This is a genomic window from Flagellimonas alvinocaridis (assembly GCF_965248585.1).
In the GTDB taxonomy this organism is placed as follows: Bacteria; Bacteroidota; Bacteroidia; order Flavobacteriales; family Flavobacteriaceae; genus Flagellimonas; species Flagellimonas alvinocaridis.
On record NZ_OZ252111.1, the window covers coordinates 3,649,245 to 3,668,031 of the forward strand.

General features: G+C 42.6%; 19 protein-coding genes. 9 read left to right on the forward strand and 10 right to left on the reverse strand.

Features of this window, described 5'->3' with window-relative positions; translation table 11 throughout:
* Positions 1-65: 65 nt before the first annotated feature.
* The 6 genes from ACP14V_RS16420 to ACP14V_RS16445 all read right to left on the reverse strand — a co-directional run bounded on the left by ACP14V_RS16420 (position 66) and on the right by ACP14V_RS16445 (position 6,618).
* Entirely contained in the window at positions 66-719 is a 654-nt protein-coding gene (locus tag ACP14V_RS16420) for a 3-oxoacid CoA-transferase subunit B (protein ID WP_136564961.1), read from the reverse strand.
* A 2-nt stretch (positions 720-721) separates the two neighbouring features.
* A complete protein-coding gene (locus tag ACP14V_RS16425) occupies positions 722-1,423 on the reverse strand; it encodes a CoA transferase subunit A (RefSeq protein ID WP_272609013.1) in 702 nt (233 codons plus the stop codon).
* 96 nt (positions 1,424-1,519) lie between these two features.
* The gene (locus ACP14V_RS16430; protein WP_136564963.1) at positions 1,520-3,847 is read right to left on the reverse strand and encodes a penicillin-binding protein 1A; all 2,328 of its coding nucleotides are present in this window, start codon (positions 3,845-3,847) and stop codon (positions 1,520-1,522) included.
* 3 nt (positions 3,848-3,850) lie between these two features.
* Positions 3,851-4,336 carry a gliding motility lipoprotein GldH gene (locus ACP14V_RS16435; protein WP_272609014.1) on the reverse strand — a complete coding sequence of 162 codons (486 nt, stop codon included), beginning with the start codon at positions 4,334-4,336 and terminating at the stop codon, positions 3,851-3,853.
* Positions 4,329-5,483 carry a PSP1 domain-containing protein gene (locus tag ACP14V_RS16440; protein WP_136564965.1) on the reverse strand — a complete coding sequence of 385 codons (1,155 nt, stop codon included), beginning with the start codon at positions 5,481-5,483 and terminating at the stop codon, positions 4,329-4,331. The genes ACP14V_RS16435 and ACP14V_RS16440 overlap by 8 nt, the downstream gene beginning before the upstream one ends.
* Before the next feature lie 103 nt (positions 5,484-5,586).
* Positions 5,587-6,618: a rhodanese-related sulfurtransferase gene (locus tag ACP14V_RS16445; protein ID WP_272609015.1), complete on the reverse strand. Its 1,032-nt coding sequence runs from the start codon at positions 6,616-6,618 to the stop codon at positions 5,587-5,589.
* 286 nt (positions 6,619-6,904) lie between these two features.
* On the opposite strand from ACP14V_RS16445, the gene recA reads away from it, so the two are divergent.
* The 5 genes from recA to ACP14V_RS16470 all read left to right on the forward strand — a co-directional run bounded on the left by recA (position 6,905) and on the right by ACP14V_RS16470 (position 11,832).
* Entirely contained in the window at positions 6,905-7,912 is a 1,008-nt protein-coding gene (gene recA / locus ACP14V_RS16450; protein WP_272609016.1) for a recombinase RecA, read from the forward strand.
* A 98-nt stretch (positions 7,913-8,010) separates the two neighbouring features.
* Positions 8,011-8,448: a hypothetical protein gene (locus ACP14V_RS16455; RefSeq protein ID WP_272609017.1), complete on the forward strand. Its 438-nt coding sequence runs from the start codon at positions 8,011-8,013 to the stop codon at positions 8,446-8,448.
* 36 nt (positions 8,449-8,484) lie between these two features.
* Complete coding sequence (locus ACP14V_RS16460; RefSeq protein WP_136564969.1) at positions 8,485-9,015, forward strand: RNA polymerase sigma factor; 531 nt, start codon at positions 8,485-8,487, stop codon at positions 9,013-9,015.
* A gap of 11 nt (positions 9,016-9,026) precedes the next feature.
* The gene (locus tag ACP14V_RS16465; protein WP_272609018.1) at positions 9,027-10,532 is read left to right on the forward strand and encodes a hypothetical protein; all 1,506 of its coding nucleotides are present in this window, start codon (positions 9,027-9,029) and stop codon (positions 10,530-10,532) included.
* A gap of 136 nt (positions 10,533-10,668) precedes the next feature.
* Positions 10,669-11,832 (forward strand): histidine kinase, encoded by a 1,164-nt coding sequence (locus ACP14V_RS16470; RefSeq protein WP_272609019.1) that lies wholly within the window; start codon positions 10,669-10,671, stop codon positions 11,830-11,832.
* 8 nt (positions 11,833-11,840) lie between these two features.
* Here ACP14V_RS16470 and ACP14V_RS16475 read toward each other — a convergent pair whose 3' ends face one another.
* On the reverse strand, positions 11,841-12,581 hold the full coding sequence (locus ACP14V_RS16475) for a lysophospholipid acyltransferase family protein (RefSeq protein ID WP_272609020.1): 741 nt from the start codon (positions 12,579-12,581) through the stop codon (positions 11,841-11,843).
* A 58-nt stretch (positions 12,582-12,639) separates the two neighbouring features.
* On the opposite strand from ACP14V_RS16475, the gene ACP14V_RS16480 reads away from it, so the two are divergent.
* Together ACP14V_RS16480 and trpS are read left to right on the forward strand one after the other, a co-directional pair.
* Positions 12,640-12,882 (forward strand): GlsB/YeaQ/YmgE family stress response membrane protein, encoded by a 243-nt coding sequence (locus tag ACP14V_RS16480; RefSeq protein ID WP_116216735.1) that lies wholly within the window; start codon positions 12,640-12,642, stop codon positions 12,880-12,882.
* A gap of 83 nt (positions 12,883-12,965) precedes the next feature.
* Positions 12,966-13,934 carry a tryptophan--tRNA ligase gene (gene trpS, locus ACP14V_RS16485; protein WP_272609021.1) on the forward strand — a complete coding sequence of 323 codons (969 nt, stop codon included), beginning with the start codon at positions 12,966-12,968 and terminating at the stop codon, positions 13,932-13,934.
* Positions 13,935-14,048: 114 nt separating this feature from the next.
* On the opposite strand, the gene dprA is transcribed toward trpS, so the two are convergent.
* Positions 14,049-15,155, reverse strand: a complete 1,107-nt coding sequence (dprA, locus tag ACP14V_RS16490) for a DNA-processing protein DprA (RefSeq protein ID WP_272609022.1) — start codon at positions 15,153-15,155, stop codon at positions 14,049-14,051.
* Positions 15,156-15,260: 105 nt separating this feature from the next.
* On the opposite strand from dprA, the gene ACP14V_RS16495 reads away from it, so the two are divergent.
* The gene (locus ACP14V_RS16495) at positions 15,261-16,205 is read left to right on the forward strand and encodes an SPOR domain-containing protein (RefSeq protein WP_272609023.1); all 945 of its coding nucleotides are present in this window, start codon (positions 15,261-15,263) and stop codon (positions 16,203-16,205) included.
* A 58-nt stretch (positions 16,206-16,263) separates the two neighbouring features.
* The gene (locus ACP14V_RS16500) at positions 16,264-16,776 is read left to right on the forward strand and encodes an acyl-CoA thioesterase (protein ID WP_129653951.1); all 513 of its coding nucleotides are present in this window, start codon (positions 16,264-16,266) and stop codon (positions 16,774-16,776) included.
* A gap of 560 nt (positions 16,777-17,336) precedes the next feature.
* Here the strand turns inward: ACP14V_RS16500 and ACP14V_RS16505 are convergent.
* Both ACP14V_RS16505 and ACP14V_RS16510 read right to left on the reverse strand, forming a co-directional pair.
* Positions 17,337-17,957 carry a hypothetical protein gene (locus ACP14V_RS16505; protein WP_272609024.1) on the reverse strand — a complete coding sequence of 207 codons (621 nt, stop codon included), beginning with the start codon at positions 17,955-17,957 and terminating at the stop codon, positions 17,337-17,339.
* Complete coding sequence (locus ACP14V_RS16510; protein ID WP_272609025.1) at positions 17,941-18,633, reverse strand: hypothetical protein; 693 nt, start codon at positions 18,631-18,633, stop codon at positions 17,941-17,943. Before ACP14V_RS16510 ends, ACP14V_RS16505 begins: the two co-directional genes overlap by 17 nt.
* Positions 18,634-18,787 lie beyond the last annotated feature (154 nt).

Below are 18,787 nucleotides of genomic sequence, written 5' to 3' on the forward strand. Positions count from 1 at the left end.
TTGGTAATCTAAAACTTATGTTGTGTAACGTGTTTTTTTTGTTGTAAAAAATCGAATGATATTTGCTAAATCTTCATTTCCGGGATTTCTTTTTCCACTATCAATTTCCCTTCGGTAGCATTCACAATGTCATCGACTGTGACCCCAGGTGCCCTTTCTAGTAGTTTAAATCCTTCCGAAGTAACTTCAAGAACCGCCAAATTGGTCACTATTTTTTTTACACAGCCCACTCCAGTAAGCGGCAGCGTGCACCTTTTTAAAAGCTTGGACTCTCCAGCCCTGTTGGTATGCATCATGGCAACGATGATATTTTCAGCCGAAGCTACCAAATCCATGGCACCGCCCATACCCTTCACCATTTTCCCTGGTATTTTCCAGTTCGCTATGTCGCCGTTCTCAGCTACTTCCATGGCACCCAAAATCGTTAAGTCCACATGTTTTCCCCTAATCATACCAAAACTCAATGCCGAGTCAAAAAAAGAAGCTCCTGGCAATGTGGTTATGGTCTGTTTTCCTGCGTTAATAATATCAGCATCCTCGTCTCCTTCAAAAGGGAAAGGCCCCATACCAAGAACCCCATTCTCACTTTGGAATTCCACACTGATATCGTCCCGTACAAAATTGGCCACCAAGGTGGGAATGCCTATGCCTAAATTGACATAATATCCATCCTTTACCTCTCTTGCTATCCGTTTTGCTATTCCGTTTTTGTCTAACATAACTAATTTTTTGTCCTAACCGTTCTTTGCTCTATTCGCTTCTCAAATTTTTCTCCTTGGAAAATGCGTTGTACAAATATTCCAGGGATATGAACTTGATTGGGGTCCAAACTACCTGCCGGAAGCAGTTCTTCCACTTCGGCAACCGTAATCTTGGCAGCCCCACACATGCAAGGGTTAAAGTTTCGGGCCGTACCCTTGAATATGAGATTACCCGCCTCATCTCCTTTCCAAGCTTTTACAAAGGAAAAATCGGCTTTAAATGCGGGTTCCAGAACATACATTTTCCCATCAAACTCGCGGGTTTCCTTTCCTTTGGCCACTTCGGTGCCATATCCTGCAGGAGTATAAAATGCTGGGAAGCCTGCTTGGGCGGCCCTACATTTTTCAGCCAGAGTGCCTTGTGGGGTCAATTCAACTTCCAATTCCCCGCTTAACATTTGACGTTCAAACTCATCGTTTTCACCCACATAGGAGGATATCATTTTTTTAATTTGATGTTTTTGCAATAGAAGCCCCAGTCCAAAATCATCTACCCCTGCATTGTTAGATATACAAGTAATATCCTTGATGCCTAATCGAACCAGTTCAGCGATTGCATTTTCCGGGATTCCGCAGAGCCCGAATCCACCCAACATAAAGGTCATGCCATCAGCAACACCCTTTAAGGCTTCTTGGACGTTAGAAACAGTTTTATTGATCATATGTCTTGTCTTTTTCCGATTGCTTGAAATTACGATTTAAATAAAAAAGCCCCAAGACAATACTACTTGGGGCTTACTTTTTTTAGTATGTGATGATCAAAAATCGATGTCCTCTAAATCGTCCTCGGTATCCAAATCATCTTGTTCTTCCTGGGTTTGCTTGGTACAATCCACATTTATGGACATTTCCTCTGGTTCTTCAAAGGCATCCTTTGAAATTCCCAGCTCCTCGTTTTCATAATTCTTTTTCATATAAATTGCCCAAATAGGCAATGCCATGGACGCCCCTTGGCCATAAAGAAGTCTAGAAAAGTGGATGGACCTATCGTCTCCACCTACCCAAACACCGGTCACCAAATTAGGTACCATCCCCATGAACCATCCATCACTTTGGTTTTGGGTAGTTCCTGTTTTACCAGCAATCGGGTTTGTCAATTCGTAAGGATATCCTGTAACGATTTCTTTATATACGGTCTGATTCTTGGCATAGGAATGGCGCAATCTACCGCCAGAGCCATATAATGTAACCCCTTCCATAAGGTTGATCATGGCATAGGCCACATCTTTGCTAAGTACATCCTTTGTTTCAGGAGTGTATTCATACAGCACCGTTCCGTTTTTATCTTCAATGCGTGTTACTGTAACAGGCTTTACATACACCCCTTGATTGGCAAATGTTCCAAAGGCCCCCACCATTTCGTATACGCTTACATCGGGAGTACCCAATGCAATGGCAGGTACTTCCTGGATCTCTTGGGTAATTCCCATATTCCTTGCTATGGTGGCTACTGACCCTGGCCCTACCCTGTCTATTAACTGGGCAGTAACGGTGTTCACGGAATTGGCCAAGGCACTTTTTAAGGTCATGTCCTCTCCAGAGTACTTTCCATCAGAGTTTTTAGGGCACCATGCATCTATATTTCCATGTTTTCCGGGTTCAATACAATATTGATTATCGGGTAGGGTATAACATGGAGAATACCTTAATTGGTCCATGGCCGCCGCATATACAAAGGGTTTAAAAGTAGACCCGGCCTGTCTTGTTCCTTGAATCACATTATCATACTGAAAGTGCTTGTAATCCACACCACCGACCCAAGCTTTTACATGCCCAGTCTGTGGTTCCATGGACATCATAGCTGTTCTAAGGAATGTCTTGTAATACCGAATGGAATCCAAGGGTGTCATGATGGTGTCCTTTTCATAGGAATCACTGTTCCAATCAAAAACCGTCATTTCGGTTTTCTCGTGGAAGGAAGCTTCGATAGCTTCTTCAGACAAACCATCATTTTTTAAATTCTTCCATCTGGGCGAACGCTTCATGGCACTCCGCATAATCGTATCAATGGCCCCTTTGCTAATGTCCAAAAATGGGGCAGTCGGGTTTCTGTCCGGAGTATTCTGATGAAAGAACTCAGCCTGTAAATTTTTCATATGGGCCTCTACCGCTTCTTCCGCATTCTTTTGCATACGCGAATCGATGGTGGTATAGACTTTTAGACCATCCAGGTAGATATTGTACTTTTCCCCATCTGGTTTAGGGTTTTCCTTAATCCAACCATTTAGAAAACGCTGCAAATGCATTCTAAAATACGTGGCCAATCCCTCACGGTGTGATTCTGGATTAAAATTGATGTTCATCTTCAGCCCTTGAAGTGAATCTTTTTGTGTTTCGGTGATATAGCCATATTTGGCCATTTGCGCCAATACGGTGTTTCTTCGGTTAAAGACCAATTCTTCCCTACGGATTGGATTATAAAGTGAGGAGTTCTTTAACATTCCCACTAAGACCGCAGATTCTTCTGTCCTTAAATCAGAGGGTTCTTTTCCAAAATAAATTCTGGCCGCAGAACGGATACCATCGGCATTGTAGTGAAAATCATATTGGTTGAGGTACATAGATATGATTTCCTCTTTGGTATAGTTTCTCTCCAAACGGGTTGCAATGACCCATTCCTTGATTTTCTGTGTAACGGCCTCAAAAAGGTTTCTGGAACGAACCCCCACAAACAACTGTCTGGCCAGCTGTTGGGATATGGTACTTGCGCCTCCCTTACTGCCTAAAAAGATAAAGGCTCGCAATGTACCGCGAGCATCAATTCCTGAGTGTTGAAAATACCGGGCATCTTCTGTGGCCACCAAGGCATTTACCAAATTTTCGGGCAATTCTTCATATGCGACCGGAGTTCTATTGTCATCCAAATAGTATTTTCCCAAGGTTTCACCATCTGAGGAGATAATTTCTGTTGCCAGATTGGTGTTTGGGTTTTCCAAGTGCTCAAATGTGGGCATCGGACCAAAAACTCCCCATGACGCTAAAAGAAAAACTAATATGGCCATAAGAACACCGGACCCAAATAGAATCCAAAACCATTTAATGTAGGTAAAAAAGCCTTGCTGCTTTTTTTGTTTTGTTTTTGTCATTGCTTATTGGGTGCTTTTTTCAATTTCCAAACCAACATCTGTAATTCCTTTTAAAGTATGGAGGCCTTCCACATCGCCATTTTTTCGCATGGCATGGGAAATGTTCACTTTATATACGCCAGAATCTGGAAAAACGATGTTTTCACGGAACCAAAGTTTACTTTCTTTTACACCACCAAGACCTTTCCCCAACCATTCCCCCGTGGATTCGGCCATTCTGTACTCCAAGGTGTCTTTAAGGGTGTTCCCGTCCGGTGATTCCAATTCCGTAATCAGGAAAAGATTGCTGAACGGGAAAGAATCATCATTTCTTATGTTGATGAACATGTTGTGCGTTACCGTCGAGTCCAACCCATAAAATTCAAACTCCACTTCAGAGTCCATATTCCATTCCCCCTTGTTTATGGGCTTGTATTCGGAAAACACCAATTGATCATCGCAGGATGACATAGCCATAGCAAATACAAGAAAAATTAGGACATTACGCATTGGAGGATGCTTTTGGATTGGGTTTTTTCCGGCGCTTTTTCTTTCGTCTCTTTTTAGGCCTGTCAAACCGGGTTAAACTGTCTTGCCCCACAACATTTTCAAATGTTGTTTTCTCTTCGTCGATATTTTCTTGGGCAAAGTCTTCTAGACTATCAACCTTTTCATTCTTCTTGTTCAGTTCAAGAATTTCCAAAACCTGTTCTTTGTTCAGGGCATGCCATGTGGCGGGGTCGTCCTTGTAAGAAAACCATAGCGTTTCTTTAAAGATGTCCACTTTTTGACAAAAGGCCAATCCTTTTTTGGTCAACAACTTGCTGTCTTGAGACGGAAATCCTTTGAGTGCTTCCAAGTACATATCCAACTCATAGTTTAGACAGCACTTTAGTTTACCACACTGACCTGCCAATTTCTGTGGGTTCAATGCCAATTGCTGATATCTGGCAGATGCCGTACTTACCGATCTAAAATCTGTTAACCAAGTGGAGCAACAAAGTTCCCGTCCACAGGAACCAACGCCTCCTAAACGTTGTGCTTCTTGGCGGTAGCCTATTTGGCGCATTTCAATTCGAATGCCAAAAGCCTTGGCCATGTCTTTGATCAATTGTCTAAAATCGACCCGATCTTCCGCCGTGTAGTAAAAAGTTGCCTTAGATCCATCACCCTGAAACTCAACATCACTGAGTTTCATTTCCAGCTTTAGTGAAATGGCAATTTCCCGAGATCGTTTTTTAATTTCTTCTTCTCGGTCTCTGCACTTTTGCCAGATGTCAATATCCCTTTGGGTGGCTTTTCTGTAGATTTTTGGGAGAGCTTTGTCATCCGCTGCGACCTTTTTTCGTTTCATCTGGATACGCACCAATTCCCCGGTAAGGGTCACCATGCCCACATCATGACCCGATTTGGCTTGGGTAGCCACAACATCACCTATGGATAATGGAAGATTGTCCGCATTCCTATAAAATTCTTTTCTACTGTTCTTGAAACGCACCTCAACGCAATCAAAAGATTTTTGACCGTTGGGCAACGACATATTGGAAAGCCAATCGAAGACCGTTAGCTTGTTACAACCATCAGTGCCGCAAGTCCCATTGTTCTTGCAACCACGCGGTTGTCCATCCTTGCCGGTTGAACAACTGCTACACGCCATATTTTGTATCTTGATTCAAGAAAAGGTATGCCCTTTTCCCAAATAGGGTTCATAAAAATTACTCAATTGTAAATATAGCACAATTTGTGGCTATCGTGAAATGCTAGTTTTTGTATTTCAACACGGGAGAACGTCCTTTTTTAAAAATCTTGTTGCTGACTTCCTTGCCTTTTCGGAGTTTCTTTTGCTCCTCATAAGGCAGGGCATGGATTTCTTGGCATTCCGTAGAGCAGCAATTATCCATTGCCGTAGCACATTCCTCGCACTGGATAAACAGCAAATGACATGCTTCATTGGCACAATTGACATGGGTATCGCAAGGTTTACCGCATTGGTGGCAATTGGAAATGATGTCATCCGAAATACGCTCCCCTCTTCGGTGGTCAAAAACAAAGTTTTTGCCTAAAAATTTATTTTCAAGATTGTTGGCCTTGACCTGTCTGGTATACTCAATGATACCACCTTCCAACTGGTACACATTTTTAAAACCTTTGTGTTTGTAATAAGCGCTGGCCTTTTCGCAACGAATGCCTCCGGTACAGTACATGACCAATTTCTTATCTTCCTTGTGTTCGGCCAAATCAGCTTCAATAATATCCAAAGAATCCCTAAATGTATCCACATCCGGTGTAATGGCATTTTTAAAGTGGCCTATTTCACTTTCATAGTGGTTTCGCATATCCACCAAAACCGTATCAGGGTCCTCAATAAGCGCATTGAACTGTTCGGCGCCTACGTGAATTCCTTTGTTGGTGACATCAAAGGTGTTGTCGTTCAATCCATCGGCCACAATTTTCTCACGGACTTTGACTTTCAGCTTCAGGAAGGATTTATTGTCCTGCTCAACGGCAATGTTCAATCGAACGTTTTCCAAGAAAGTAATGCTGTCCAAGTGCGCTTTAAAGATTTCAAAATTTTCCGCAGGAACAGAAAGTTGCGCATTGATCCCTTCGTGGGCCACATAGATTCGGCCTAAAACCTCCATCTCATTCCAAGCCAAAAAAAGATGGTTTCGTAAAATTTTGGGGTTCCCAATATGTGCGTACTTGTAGAAAGAGATGGTAAGCCGATCTTTGCCCGCTTCCTCAATGAGTTTCTCCCTTTCCTTTGCACTTAATGTATTGTACAGTTGCATGCTATACCAATATTTTAAGTTAAAGAATGGTTCTCTAAAAATGGATGCAAAGATACAAATTCCCGTTGAGGTAAAAAGAAAAGGGTTTCCTTAATACAGAAACCCTTTTAAAACCACTTTGGTCTTTTTCACAGCTAAATTTTCTCCCTACCTTGAATGTCGAACTAATGTTCGCCCTATGGATATTGAGTTAGTACCCCTTAGATTCATATCTGATAAAAAGGTTGCGTGGCCTTTGCCGTATGAAGAAAGAAATGGTATTTTAGCCTTCCTAATCCATTGAACCATGAGCAACGAAAAAGAAGCAAAATTAAAAGCCCTTAAACTAACACTGGACAAGTTGGACAAGACTTACGGCAAGGGTGCCGTTATGAAAATGGGTGATAGTGTAGTGGAAGATGTTGAGGTAATCCCCACTGGATCGTTGGGATTGGATGTTGCTTTGGGCGTTGGCGGATACCCACGGGGAAGGGTCATCGAAATCTACGGCCCCGAATCGTCCGGTAAGACCACATTGACCTTGCACGCCATTGCCGAAGCCCAAAAAGCTGGGGGTATTGCTGCCTTTATCGATGCGGAACATGCCTTTGATCGCTTTTATGCCAAAAAATTGGGGGTGGATATCGACAATCTCATCATTTCACAACCCGACCATGGGGAACAAGCGTTGGAGATTGCCGACAACCTGATTCGTTCCGGGGCCATTGATATTGTTATTGTGGATTCTGTTGCGGCTTTGACCCCAAAAAGTGAAATTGAAGGCGAAATGGGAGATTCCAAAATGGGACTCCATGCCCGACTTATGTCTCAGGCTTTGCGAAAACTGACTTCTACCATAAGCAAGACCAAGTGTACCGTAATCTTCATCAACCAATTGCGGGAAAAAATCGGGGTCATGTTCGGGAATCCTGAAACCACCACCGGGGGTAATGCGCTTAAATTCTATGCTTCGGTACGATTGGATATCAGACGTTCCACCCAGATAAAGAGCACCGATGGGGATGTACAAGGAAACAAGACCCGTGTGAAAGTGGTAAAGAACAAGGTGGCTCCACCGTTCAAAACTGCTGAGTTTGACATCATGTATGGCGAAGGGATTTCCAAAGTAGGAGAAGTAATCGATTTGGGTGTAGCCTATGAAATCATCAAGAAAAGTGGTTCATGGTTCAGTTATGGCGACACCAAATTGGGCCAGGGAAGGGATGCCGTAAAAGCACTTTTATTGGACAACCCAGAACTATCCGAAGAACTTGAAACCAAAATCAAGGAAGCTATTTCCGCAGTTACTTCGTAAACCCAGCCCGATATATCCGGACAGGTTTAACTTTTTCCTGTGAAAATCCAACGCAACCCTTGACAATACTGTACATCTAGGGACTAAAAAGGATTTATATGAAAAAAGTGTTTGTGCCCATATTGGTACTTGTGGCATGTTCGTTGTTCAGCGCTTGTAATCTGGACGATGATACCCCAAATTTTTATTTTACCACCTTGGCTGCCGTGGAAGCGGAAATGCCTGAGTCTTTTGAACTCAACCAAACCTACAACATTAAAGTTACCTATTTGAGGCCCAATGGCTGCACGTTTTTTGAAGGATTCGATGTAACCAAATTGGGAGAGACCGACCGCGAGGTCGTAGTAGTGGGCTCTGTATTGACCGATGATGACACAGCATGCACAGAAGCTGTTCAGGAGGTTGAAGCCACTTTACCTTTCAGGGTAATTTTCACGGGAGAATACAATTTTAAATTTTATGCCGGCCAAGATGCCAATGACGAAGCTGTATTCTTGGAATACACTGTACCGGTGGATGAGGCTCAAACTAATTAAAAATTTAGACAGTAACTATCCAAAATTGACCAACATTTGGATTTAGAAGAACTGATATATAACTGCAAAAAGGGGAAAAGGCACGCACAGGCCGAACTATACCGGAGATATTCCGGTATTCTTTTCGGTATGTGTCTTAAGTACTCCAAGAATAAAGCTGAAGCGGAGGATAACCTCCATGACAGCTTTATGACCATTTTCAGCAAAATAGATCAGTACAGTTTCCAAGGGTCTTTTGAGGGTTGGATCAAACGGATCACCGTAAATACCGTTTTACAGAAATACCGAAAAGAACAGTATTTGGACGTGGTGTCCGAAAATATGGGAGATGAGCCCGACTTGGAAGTTGAACAGACAGACGTAAGCCTGTCTACCCTATTGGGCTACATCCAAGAATTACCAACCAAGTACAGGCTCACGTTCAATCTTTATGTTTTGGACGGCTACAGCCATAAGGAAATCAGTGAGATGTTGGGGACATCCACTGGAACATCAAAATCCAATTTGGCCAGGGCCAAAATGATTTTGAGGGAAAAAATAGAGAAAGAAAAAATAAACATTGCTTAAAGCGCTTGATCATGGGGAAAAAGAATCTAGAGCAATTGTTCAAGGAAACCTTTGAGGGATTTCAAGAAACCCCGGACGATAACGTCTGGGAGTCCATTGAAGCTTCCTTGGACAAGAAGAAACGAAAAAAACGGGTTGTGCCTATTTGGTGGCAATTGGGTGGCGTGGCCGCATTATTGGCCATTCTATTTTACATTATCAATCCGCTGGGAACAACCCAAGAAGGTGAAATCATCATCTCAGATACAGAAACTCCTGTACAAAATAATGCAACAGGTGAGGGCAACAATACCTCCACCAATGAAGAAGTACAAGGTTTAGTGGATTCTTCTTCGGAAGAAGATAAAACAAATGTGGAAAATGGCTCCGAAGGTACTATGAACTTTAATAGGAGTATCAATTCCAAAGAACAAGTGGTCGATACAGACTCCAAAAAGAGGGGTACTGCCAAAGCTGACCAAAATATTCCAGCACAGCTTCAAAATCAAAAAGATGTTGCTTTGGCTTTGAACGAAGATGTTCCAGAAGAAGGTCAAACACTTGATAAGATTCTAGACAAAGAAGAGGTAATTCCCCATACAGGGGACAAATCCCAAGAGGCAATAGCCCAAAACGATTCCACGGACAAAAACAATATTGAGCAACCTCATTCTGAAGCTTTGGGTCAAAAAAACAAGGGAGAAGCCATCGCTGCCAGTCAAAAAGAGTCAACAGAAAAGAAGTCCATTTATGATGCCATAAGAGAACAAGAAGAAGAGGAAATAGTCGTGGCCAACAATAACTCTGGCAAATGGTCCGTAGGCCCTTCCGTTGCCCCTGTATATTTTAATGCTACTGGAGATGGTTCTCCCATACATTCAGATTTTGCAAGCAACTCCAAATCCGGTAATTTTAATTTAAGTTATGGGCTTACCGTTGCCTATGAAGTTGGCAAGAAAGTAAAGGTGCGTTCCGGGGTACATAGGGTAAACTTTGGGTACGACACCAATGATGTAGTGTTCTCTTCATCTTCAAGGGTGTCATCAGATGAGAAGTTGGATAATATTAATTATAGCCAAAAATCGCAGACCTTGGTGGTGCAGAGTAAAAACAATCTACCCAACGATTTGCCAACAGATGCCTTTATAGAGCTTACATCCAACGAAATCCCTGTTCTGGATGGGAAAATGGTACAACAATTGGGCTATATAGAAATTCCTTTGGAAGTGGACTATGCCTTGATAGATAGAAAATTTGGCGTTGACCTTATTGGAGGAGTAAGTTCCCTGTTCTTAGTGGACAATTCGGTATTGCTGGAAGCGGAAGGTTTGGTTACTGAAATTGGAGAGGCCACTAATGCCAATGACGTAAACTTCAGTGCCAATTTTGGCATGGGATTCAATTACAAGTTTACCCCTAAAGTACAGCTTAATATAGAACCTGTTTTTAAATATCAAATGAACACCTTTTCCAAAACAGCTGGGGAATTTCAACCCTTTTCCTTGGGTGTATACAGCGGTGTCAGCTTTAAGTTCTAGCTATAAAGAAGTTGGTTAGGAAGATTGCCCCTTTAGGCAATCACTTGAGTGCTCCAGACTTTGGAGCACTTTTTTTATGGCTCCATCTAAAAAAATATTTAGTACATTATGGCTGTAAACTAACCTATATCAACCTATGAATGAGCAGTTTGAGAATATTCTCATTTATTTTTCAAAATCATTGATGGGAAAGGCTAATGAAGAGGATATCCTATGGGATTTGGCCAAAAACTGTATTGCCAAATTAGGATTTGTGGACTGTGTGGTGTATCTGTTGGACCATGACAACCGGTTACTTGTACAAAAAGCAGCCTATGGTCCAAAAAATCCAAAAGACCAGAAATTGTACAACCCCGTTGAAATAAATATTGGGGATGGAATTACTGGATATGTGGCCCAAAGCGGGCAAGCAGAAATCATCAAAGACACATCAAAAGATAATAGGTATATAGAAGATGATGCTCTACGGCTTTCCGAAATCTGTGTGCCTATTGTATATGAAGACACCATTTACGGAGTCATTGATTGCGAACATCCCCAAGCCAATTTTTTTACTGCCCATCACCTTAAAATGCTTTCGGCCATTGCATCCATCTGTGCCATAAAAATTAAAAGTGTCAGGGACAATTTGGCCTTGATGGAGGAAAAGGATAGATTACTTGAAATTAAGGAAGAAATGTTGGCGTTGAAATTGAAAACCTTGAACTCCCAATTAAATCCTCATTTTGTTTTCAATGCGCTCAATTCCATCCAGTATTTCATCACTTCGGAAAAAAAGAGGTTGGCCTTGGAATACTTATCAACCTTCAGCAAATTGATTCGGTTTTATTTAAAGCAATTGGAGCGGGACACAGTATCCCTCAAGGAAGAGATTGATATGCTGAATGCATTCCTGAAACTCCAGAAGCTCCGTTATGATGACTCGTTTGATTTTGGAATCTCCATTTCCGAAGGTTCAGACAAAGTGGGTGAAGTTATAATTCCATCCCTTGTGGTTCAAACTTTTTTTGAAAACACTATAGAACAGTCCATGTCCAACCAACAAAAGAATCAGCATTTCAAAATCACTTTTAAAGTTTTTGAAAACTCGGTCACTATGGAGGTGCAACACAAAAAACAAAATACTGGGGCATTCTCCGAAAATCATCCTGAACACCGGCAGAATATTTTGCAATGGCAAGATCAAATTGATTTGTTGAACACCTTGAAACAGTACAACATTACCCATACCATTACGGAATCCAACAATGAAGGCAACTACATTAGAAACATGGCCTTAAAACTTCCCAATCTTACCTGAATCAATCTTTATAAACTTTCGGTCAGCTCCTTTAAAATTACCTCCCTTACCTCTTCCCTTAGGGTTGATTTATCCTCTTCCGCCAATATCCCGGTTTCAAAAAAATGGTGCACTTTGGCACGTATCCTGCCAGGTCTTCCACTAAAAAATGTAAAAGAAAAACGTTTTTTGTTGTCATAAAACGTAATCGGGACTATAGGTATCTTATGGGCAATGGCCATTTTAAAGGCCCCATCCTTGAATTCATCCAGAAGAATATGTTCCTCGGGCACTCCCCCCTCTGGAAATATGCAGATGCTCAGGCCTTGGTCCAACCGTCGTTGGGCCCGACGATATACCCCAGTCCTGCTCCGCACATCCTCGCGGTCCACCATAATGCAGACTCTTTTGTAGAAAAATCCAAAAACTGGAATCTTAACCAGTTCTTTTTTACCCACAAAAACAAAGGGGTTTTTGCTTACCATCAACATCAACATAATGTCTAACATACTCGCATGGTTGGCCACCAACATATAGCTCTTCCCTTTTTCCATATCTTGCTCCCGTATAATCTTTGGGAAGCATCCCATACCATATAGAATGGGCTTTGCCCATAAGTTTTTGGCCATCCAGAAAAATTGGGAATAGGTCCTTTCTGATATTGTGGCCAACAGTAAAAAAGGAAAAAAAACAAAAATAGGTGCGGCCACCAGCACGTAAAACCAAATCCTGTACAGAGCATGCCCTGCATTTCTGATTATTGGAAGCATGTTTCAAAAGTAGAATTTTTCAATATCTTTATAAGGCTAACCATTAAAACTTGTAGCAATGGGATTACTTTATGCATTATTGATCGGAGCACTTGCTGGCTGGCTAGCCGGGAAAATTATGAAAGGGGGAGGCTTTGGCGTTCTACTGAACATTATTCTTGGTATTGTTGGCGGTATTGTTGGCAATTGGCTTTTTGGTACTCTGGGCATCCATATTGGTTCTGGGGTCATTGGTGATCTACTTACTGGGGTCATTGGGGCGGTTGTCCTTCTTTTTGTGGCCAGTCTGTTTAAGAAGTAGCTTTTTCAAAGAAAACAAATTAGCGGCTTTTGCCGCTTTTTTTATACCCTACGGATGTGTACTTTTACGGGCAAAAATGTAACATGGCCCGTATCCTCACCGGAATCCAAAGTACAGGAACGCCCCATTTGGGAAATATCTTGGGTGCTATAATGCCTGCCATTGAAATGGCAAAAGACCCCAAAAATGATTCGTTTCTTTTTATTGCCGATATGCATTCGCTCACCCAGATCAAGGATGGGGAACTGTTGCGAAGCAACACCCATGCCATAGCAGCCGCGTGGTTGGCGTTTGGGCTCGATATAAACAAAACCGTTTTTTACCGCCAGAGCGATGTGCCACAGACCGCCGAATTGGCTTGGTACCTGAGCTGCTTTTTTCCCTACCAACGACTGACTTTGGCCCATTCGTTCAAGGATAAGGCCGATCGGTTGGAAGATGTAAATGCAGGACTCTTCACCTACCCCATGCTCATGGCCGCCGACATTCTATTGTATGATGCCGATATTGTTCCCGTAGGGAAAGACCAGCTGCAACACTTGGAAATGACCCGCGATGTGGCCTCCCGCTTCCACAACCAGATGGGAGAGACCTTTGTAATACCGGAAGGCAAGGTACATGAAGGCACCATGTATGTTCCCGGCACCGATGGGGAAAAAATGAGCAAGAGCCGCAACAATCTCATCAACCTATTTCAACCAGACAAAAAGTTGCGCAAACAGATTATGGGCATAGTAACCGACAGTACGCCCATGGAAGAGCCCAAAGACCCAAGCAAGGACAATGTCTTTGCCCTCTACAAACTTTTGGCCTCTCCTGAACAGATAGAAGAGATGAGCGCCAACTATTTGGCAGGCAATTATGGCTATGGACATGCCAAACAGGCCTTGTACGAGCTTATCGTGGAGAAGTTTAAAGAGCCCCGTGAAAAGTTCGACTACTACATGAACCACTTGGATGAGGTGGATCAAGCCTTGGCCATTGGCGCTCAAAAGGCCCAAAAGGTGGCCAATGGGGTTTTGGAACGGGTACGGGAGAAGTTAGGCTATTGATTTTTTAGTGTCATTCTGAATCTGAGCCAAAGCAACGGTAAAGAATCCAATGTACGACAGAAAAATTTTGTTGAAATGCTTCGCTTCGCTCAGCATGACATAAAATCGTATTCCTCAAATCGCCTCGAACAATTTCCCGGGCAATGGTCGGATCAATCCTTTCATTTCCAAGTTCAAAAGTGTGGATGAGGTTTTGTGGATAGGTAGTTTACACTCCAAAGCTACGGTGTCCAGCAATTGTTTCCCGTTCAACTGCAAGTACGAATAGACTGAATTTTCTGTTTCATCCAAATCGATGAAAAGCTGTTTTTGCAATGGGGATTTTTCCTTTTTTTCCTCCAATTCCCATCCCAAAAGATAGATTAAATCTGCTGCGGAAGTAAGCAAATGGGCTTTTTGCCTTTTAATAAGGTCATTGCACCCCCTGCTATACTTATCCGTACACCTTCCCGGTACTGCAAACACTTCCCGATTATACCCATTGGCCAAATCTGCCGTGACAAGACTTCCTCCCTTTTCGGCCGACTCCACTACCAAGGTCGCTTCGCTCATCCCAGCTATGATCCGGTTCCGTTTTAGAAAATTTTCCCGGTCCGGTTTGCTGCTGCTCCAAAATTCCGTGATAAACCCTCCATTCCGTTCCATTTCCGCCACATACTTTTTGTGTGCTTTAGGGTAAATCTGATTGAGTCCATGGGCCAAGCATGCCACGGTCTGCAAACCCTTCTTCATGGCCGCCTTTTGGATGGCAATGTCCACCCCATAGGCAAAGCCACTCACCAAAATAGGGTCCAATGGGGCAATCTCTTCCACAAACGCCTCGCAAAAAGCAGTACCATAGCTTGTGATATTTCGAGTGCCCACTACACTGATAATCCTTCTTTCCCTTAAATTGATGTTACCCTTCTTAAAAATAAGAATGGGACCATCCACACAATGTTTCAAATAGGTCGGATAGTCTTCCTCCATAAAATAGGAGGCTTTGATGTTCTCCTTGGAAATAAATTGGTATTCGGATTCGGCCTCATCCAGATACATGGCATCGTGGAGTCCCTTCAAAGTAAACCGGCCAATCCCCTCTATCTTTAAAAGGTGATGTGGTTTATCCTTAAAAATGGCCGTTGGACTACCGCAGTGGGAAATTAATTTCTTGGCCGTGATATCACCAATATTGGGAATGGCCTGCAGGCGGAGCGCCGCAATAATTTCAGGTTCAGTCATTTGATTTGGGTGTGATAATTGTTCACAAAATACAGATTTTCAAATGTTAATAAAAAGTTATCCCTCCTATTTTGTTCTCCTATATTTTTTGCAATATTTGTGGCCATGCGGATTGATTCTTACATAGAAAAATTGCTGTTCGATTACAATTGTGTTGTGGTTCCCGGTTTTGGGGCTTTTTTGGCACATGGAAAATCCGCAGAGATTGATGTGACCACCAACACTTTGGTCCCTCCTTCCAAAACCATTTCCTTTAATGCCCAATTGTCCAAAAATGATGGGCTTTTGGTGTCCCATATTGCCAAGGAAAAAAAATTGGGCTATGAGGAGTTGTTGCAAGAAGTGGAAGAAGTATCCCGTTCATGGAAAAATAAGTTGGAACAAGGGGAAAGCATTGAACTTTTTGGGGTTGGAAAGCTTTGGCACAATAGGGAACAACGCATCCAATTCCAACCAGAGAACAAAACCAACTTTTTGACGTCATCTTTTGGGCTAACCGCTTTTTCGGCCACCCCTATCCAGCGTGAGGTCCTCAAAGAGGAAGTTGAGGAACTCGAAGAAAAGATTCCGTTCATCATCACTCCTGAAAAACGGGAACAAACCTCGTTCAGGCCTTGGTTAAAATATGCTGCCGTATTGTTTTTGGCTGTTTCCTTGGGTGTTACCTCCTACCGCACTTATGGTGACCTTCAACAAAAGCAGGTCGCCGTACAGCAACAGGCCCAAGAACATGTGTCACGTTTAATCCAGGAGGCCACTTTCTTTGAAAGTGATCCCTTGGAACTGCCTGCCTTGAATTTGGATGTAACCAAAAAGAAATTAGGCAAACACCATGTCATTGCTGGCGCTTTCCGTATGGAAGAAAACGCTGAAAAACGTGTGGAACAGCTAAAAAGTAAAGGTTTCAATGCATTTTATTTAGGCATCAACAAATATGGCCTTCACCAAGTGGCCTACGATAGTTTTGAAGATCCCAAGGAAGCCTTGGCTTTTCTTAAAAAGGTAAAGACCTCCGAATCCCGTGATGCTTGGCTCCTTTCCGAGAAATAAGCCTACTTTTCTTTAAAACGATACGACACTTCAATATCTTTGCGCAAAATTTAAAGGTATGCGCGCCAAAACTCCAAGCGAATCCAGAACTGTAATGACCGATTTGGTCCTCCCCAGCGAAACCAACCCCTTGAACAATTTGTTTGGCGGGGAACTCTTGGCCCGAATGGACAGGGCGGCCAGTATTTCGGCCCGTAGGCATAGCCGAAGGATCACCGTTACCGCCTCCGTGAACCATGTGGCCTTTAACCGGGCGGTGCCCCTAGGTAGTGTGGTTACTGTGGAAGCCGCTGTTTCCCGGGCGTTCAAGACCTCCATGGAGATTTTTATTGATGTGTGGATCGAAGATCGTTTTACCGGCGAACGCACCAAGGCCAATGAGGCCATTTATACCTTTGTGGCCGTGGACGATACGGGAAAACCTACAGAAGTCCCAGAACTTGCCCCTGAAACAGACTTGGAAAAGGAACGTTTTGCCGCCGCTTTACGGAGAAAACAATTGAGTTTGGTCTTGGCCGGAAAGCTAAAGCCTTCAGATGCTACCGAGCTTAAGGCCTTGTTTCTGGGTTGATTCTCGATATCGTTTCTCCTAACTTCAACAAGTTCACCTGAAAGAAAAACCACTCGATTGATGATTTCCAAGCCGAGTGAAACCATGATTTTATTTTAGGATTATGGGATTCCATGTCAAGCACGGAATGATATTGGGGACGGACAAAAATTGACCCAATTGACCCGAATGCCCTCTGTCTTTTCGACAGAGTGAGGTACGAGCAACGAGAAATCTTATGATTGAGAGATTTCTCACTATTTCTTCATTTCGTTCAGGACTGGGTTCGGAATGACGATTACGCATTGGACATTGTCATTCTAGAATTATGGGATTCCATGTCAGGCACGGAATGACATTGGGGACGGACACGAATTCCCCCAATTGACACGAATGCCCCTGTCATTTCGACAGAGTGAGGCACGAGCGACGAGAAATCTATGGTTGGGTGAGATTTCTCAATCGTCATTGCATTCCTCATATCGAAATGACAATTGCGGATTTCCCGATGTGAGTGTTTGCCGCAGGGTACAATTTTGTGAGAGCAGGGTTACGGAGCTTAAGGCGTTCTTTCTTAAAGATTAAAACGCATACAATTTTATCCCTATGGAAGGTGCAAAAGTTTGTGTCCTTCCAAAAAAATTTTCAAGTTCAGGCGCAGTTGTCACTCCCAAGAAATCCCAGTAGTTGTCCAATTTTAGGTATATCCCAATACTTTTGGTGATTCTATATGATGATGAAAGAGTGGTCGCAAGTGAAAAACCATCATCCTTGAATCTTTTGAATTCTTTTTTATGCCTATAGTTGGCATACCCTATACCCAGCGCTATTTCAAAAAATATGCGATTGGCACCCGTATTTATGAACGAATACCCGCCTATGACATGGAGATGTGTAATTCCACTCTTGTCAATGGCCCCAACGGCAGTTACATTGGTGACCTCCCCTTTAAAATGACTCCCTTGACCCCCAACAAACCAATTGCTGCCCATCATCACAAATGCATCAATAGTAAATCCATTTCCCAAACCATACCCTTCTGAAAGGAAATTGTTGCCATGCGCAACGGGAACAACATAACAGACTCCTATTTCCCCAAAAATGGCACTCTCCAAGGTTTCATCTTGTTCCTGTCCATAAAGAAACGGCACTGCCAAACAGCAAACCATCTGCATAACCCTGTTTTTAAAATTCAAACTCATATGCATTTTCTGTTTTATTATAGGGTAATACTATGGTCTGCTGTTTTTTGACCAGCTCATCATTGACCAGTTTGTATTGAAGTGCTATGGAATCCCCTTCTGGGACACAAATGGTCTGTTCCTCAAAGGAATCTTCTAAAAAAAGTTCCCCAGACTTGCTATGTGGCCAATTCCCACCTTCTTGTTCAGCCCCCGGCTCAAAGCTGATTTCCTTCATCTTGGCGTTATACAAAATCTTATACTCAAGCCTATCCATCTGGTTTGTTATCCTATGAATCTTGACTTGCACTTCTTTCATTTTTCCCATTCGAACCCTATTGGGAATAGTATATTTTGAGTCTTCCATCATCAAGAAATTAACCCCCTGTAAAGTAATGGAAGGTCTGTCCCCTTGATAGCCATAGGTTCCTTCTTTATTGATGTATACCGAAATATTCTGGGAATTCTTGGCTGAAATGGTCGTGATCGCGTACTTCCCTTTGGTATTGGATTGGTCTGTTCCTATTAAATCGGTATCCGCATATACTGAAGCATAGGCTTCAATTGGAAAAGCAGGAAGTTCTTCGTTTTCAAAACCTACAACTTGGCCACTAATTAAAACCCTTCTGTTATCCTCATAATCCAATTGGCAGGACGAAAAGAGCATCAACACGAATAAAATGCGAATACCAGGCATAGGTATGGAACTTGTTTGGTTTGAGAGATTAAAATCTCCTATAGAGAACCTGAACAAGAAGGGTTTAATGAATTGATTCGGTCTACAGACATCATTAAGACAGATACCCTACACTTTAATTTTCTCATATCTCTCAAAATTTTAAGTATTGAGA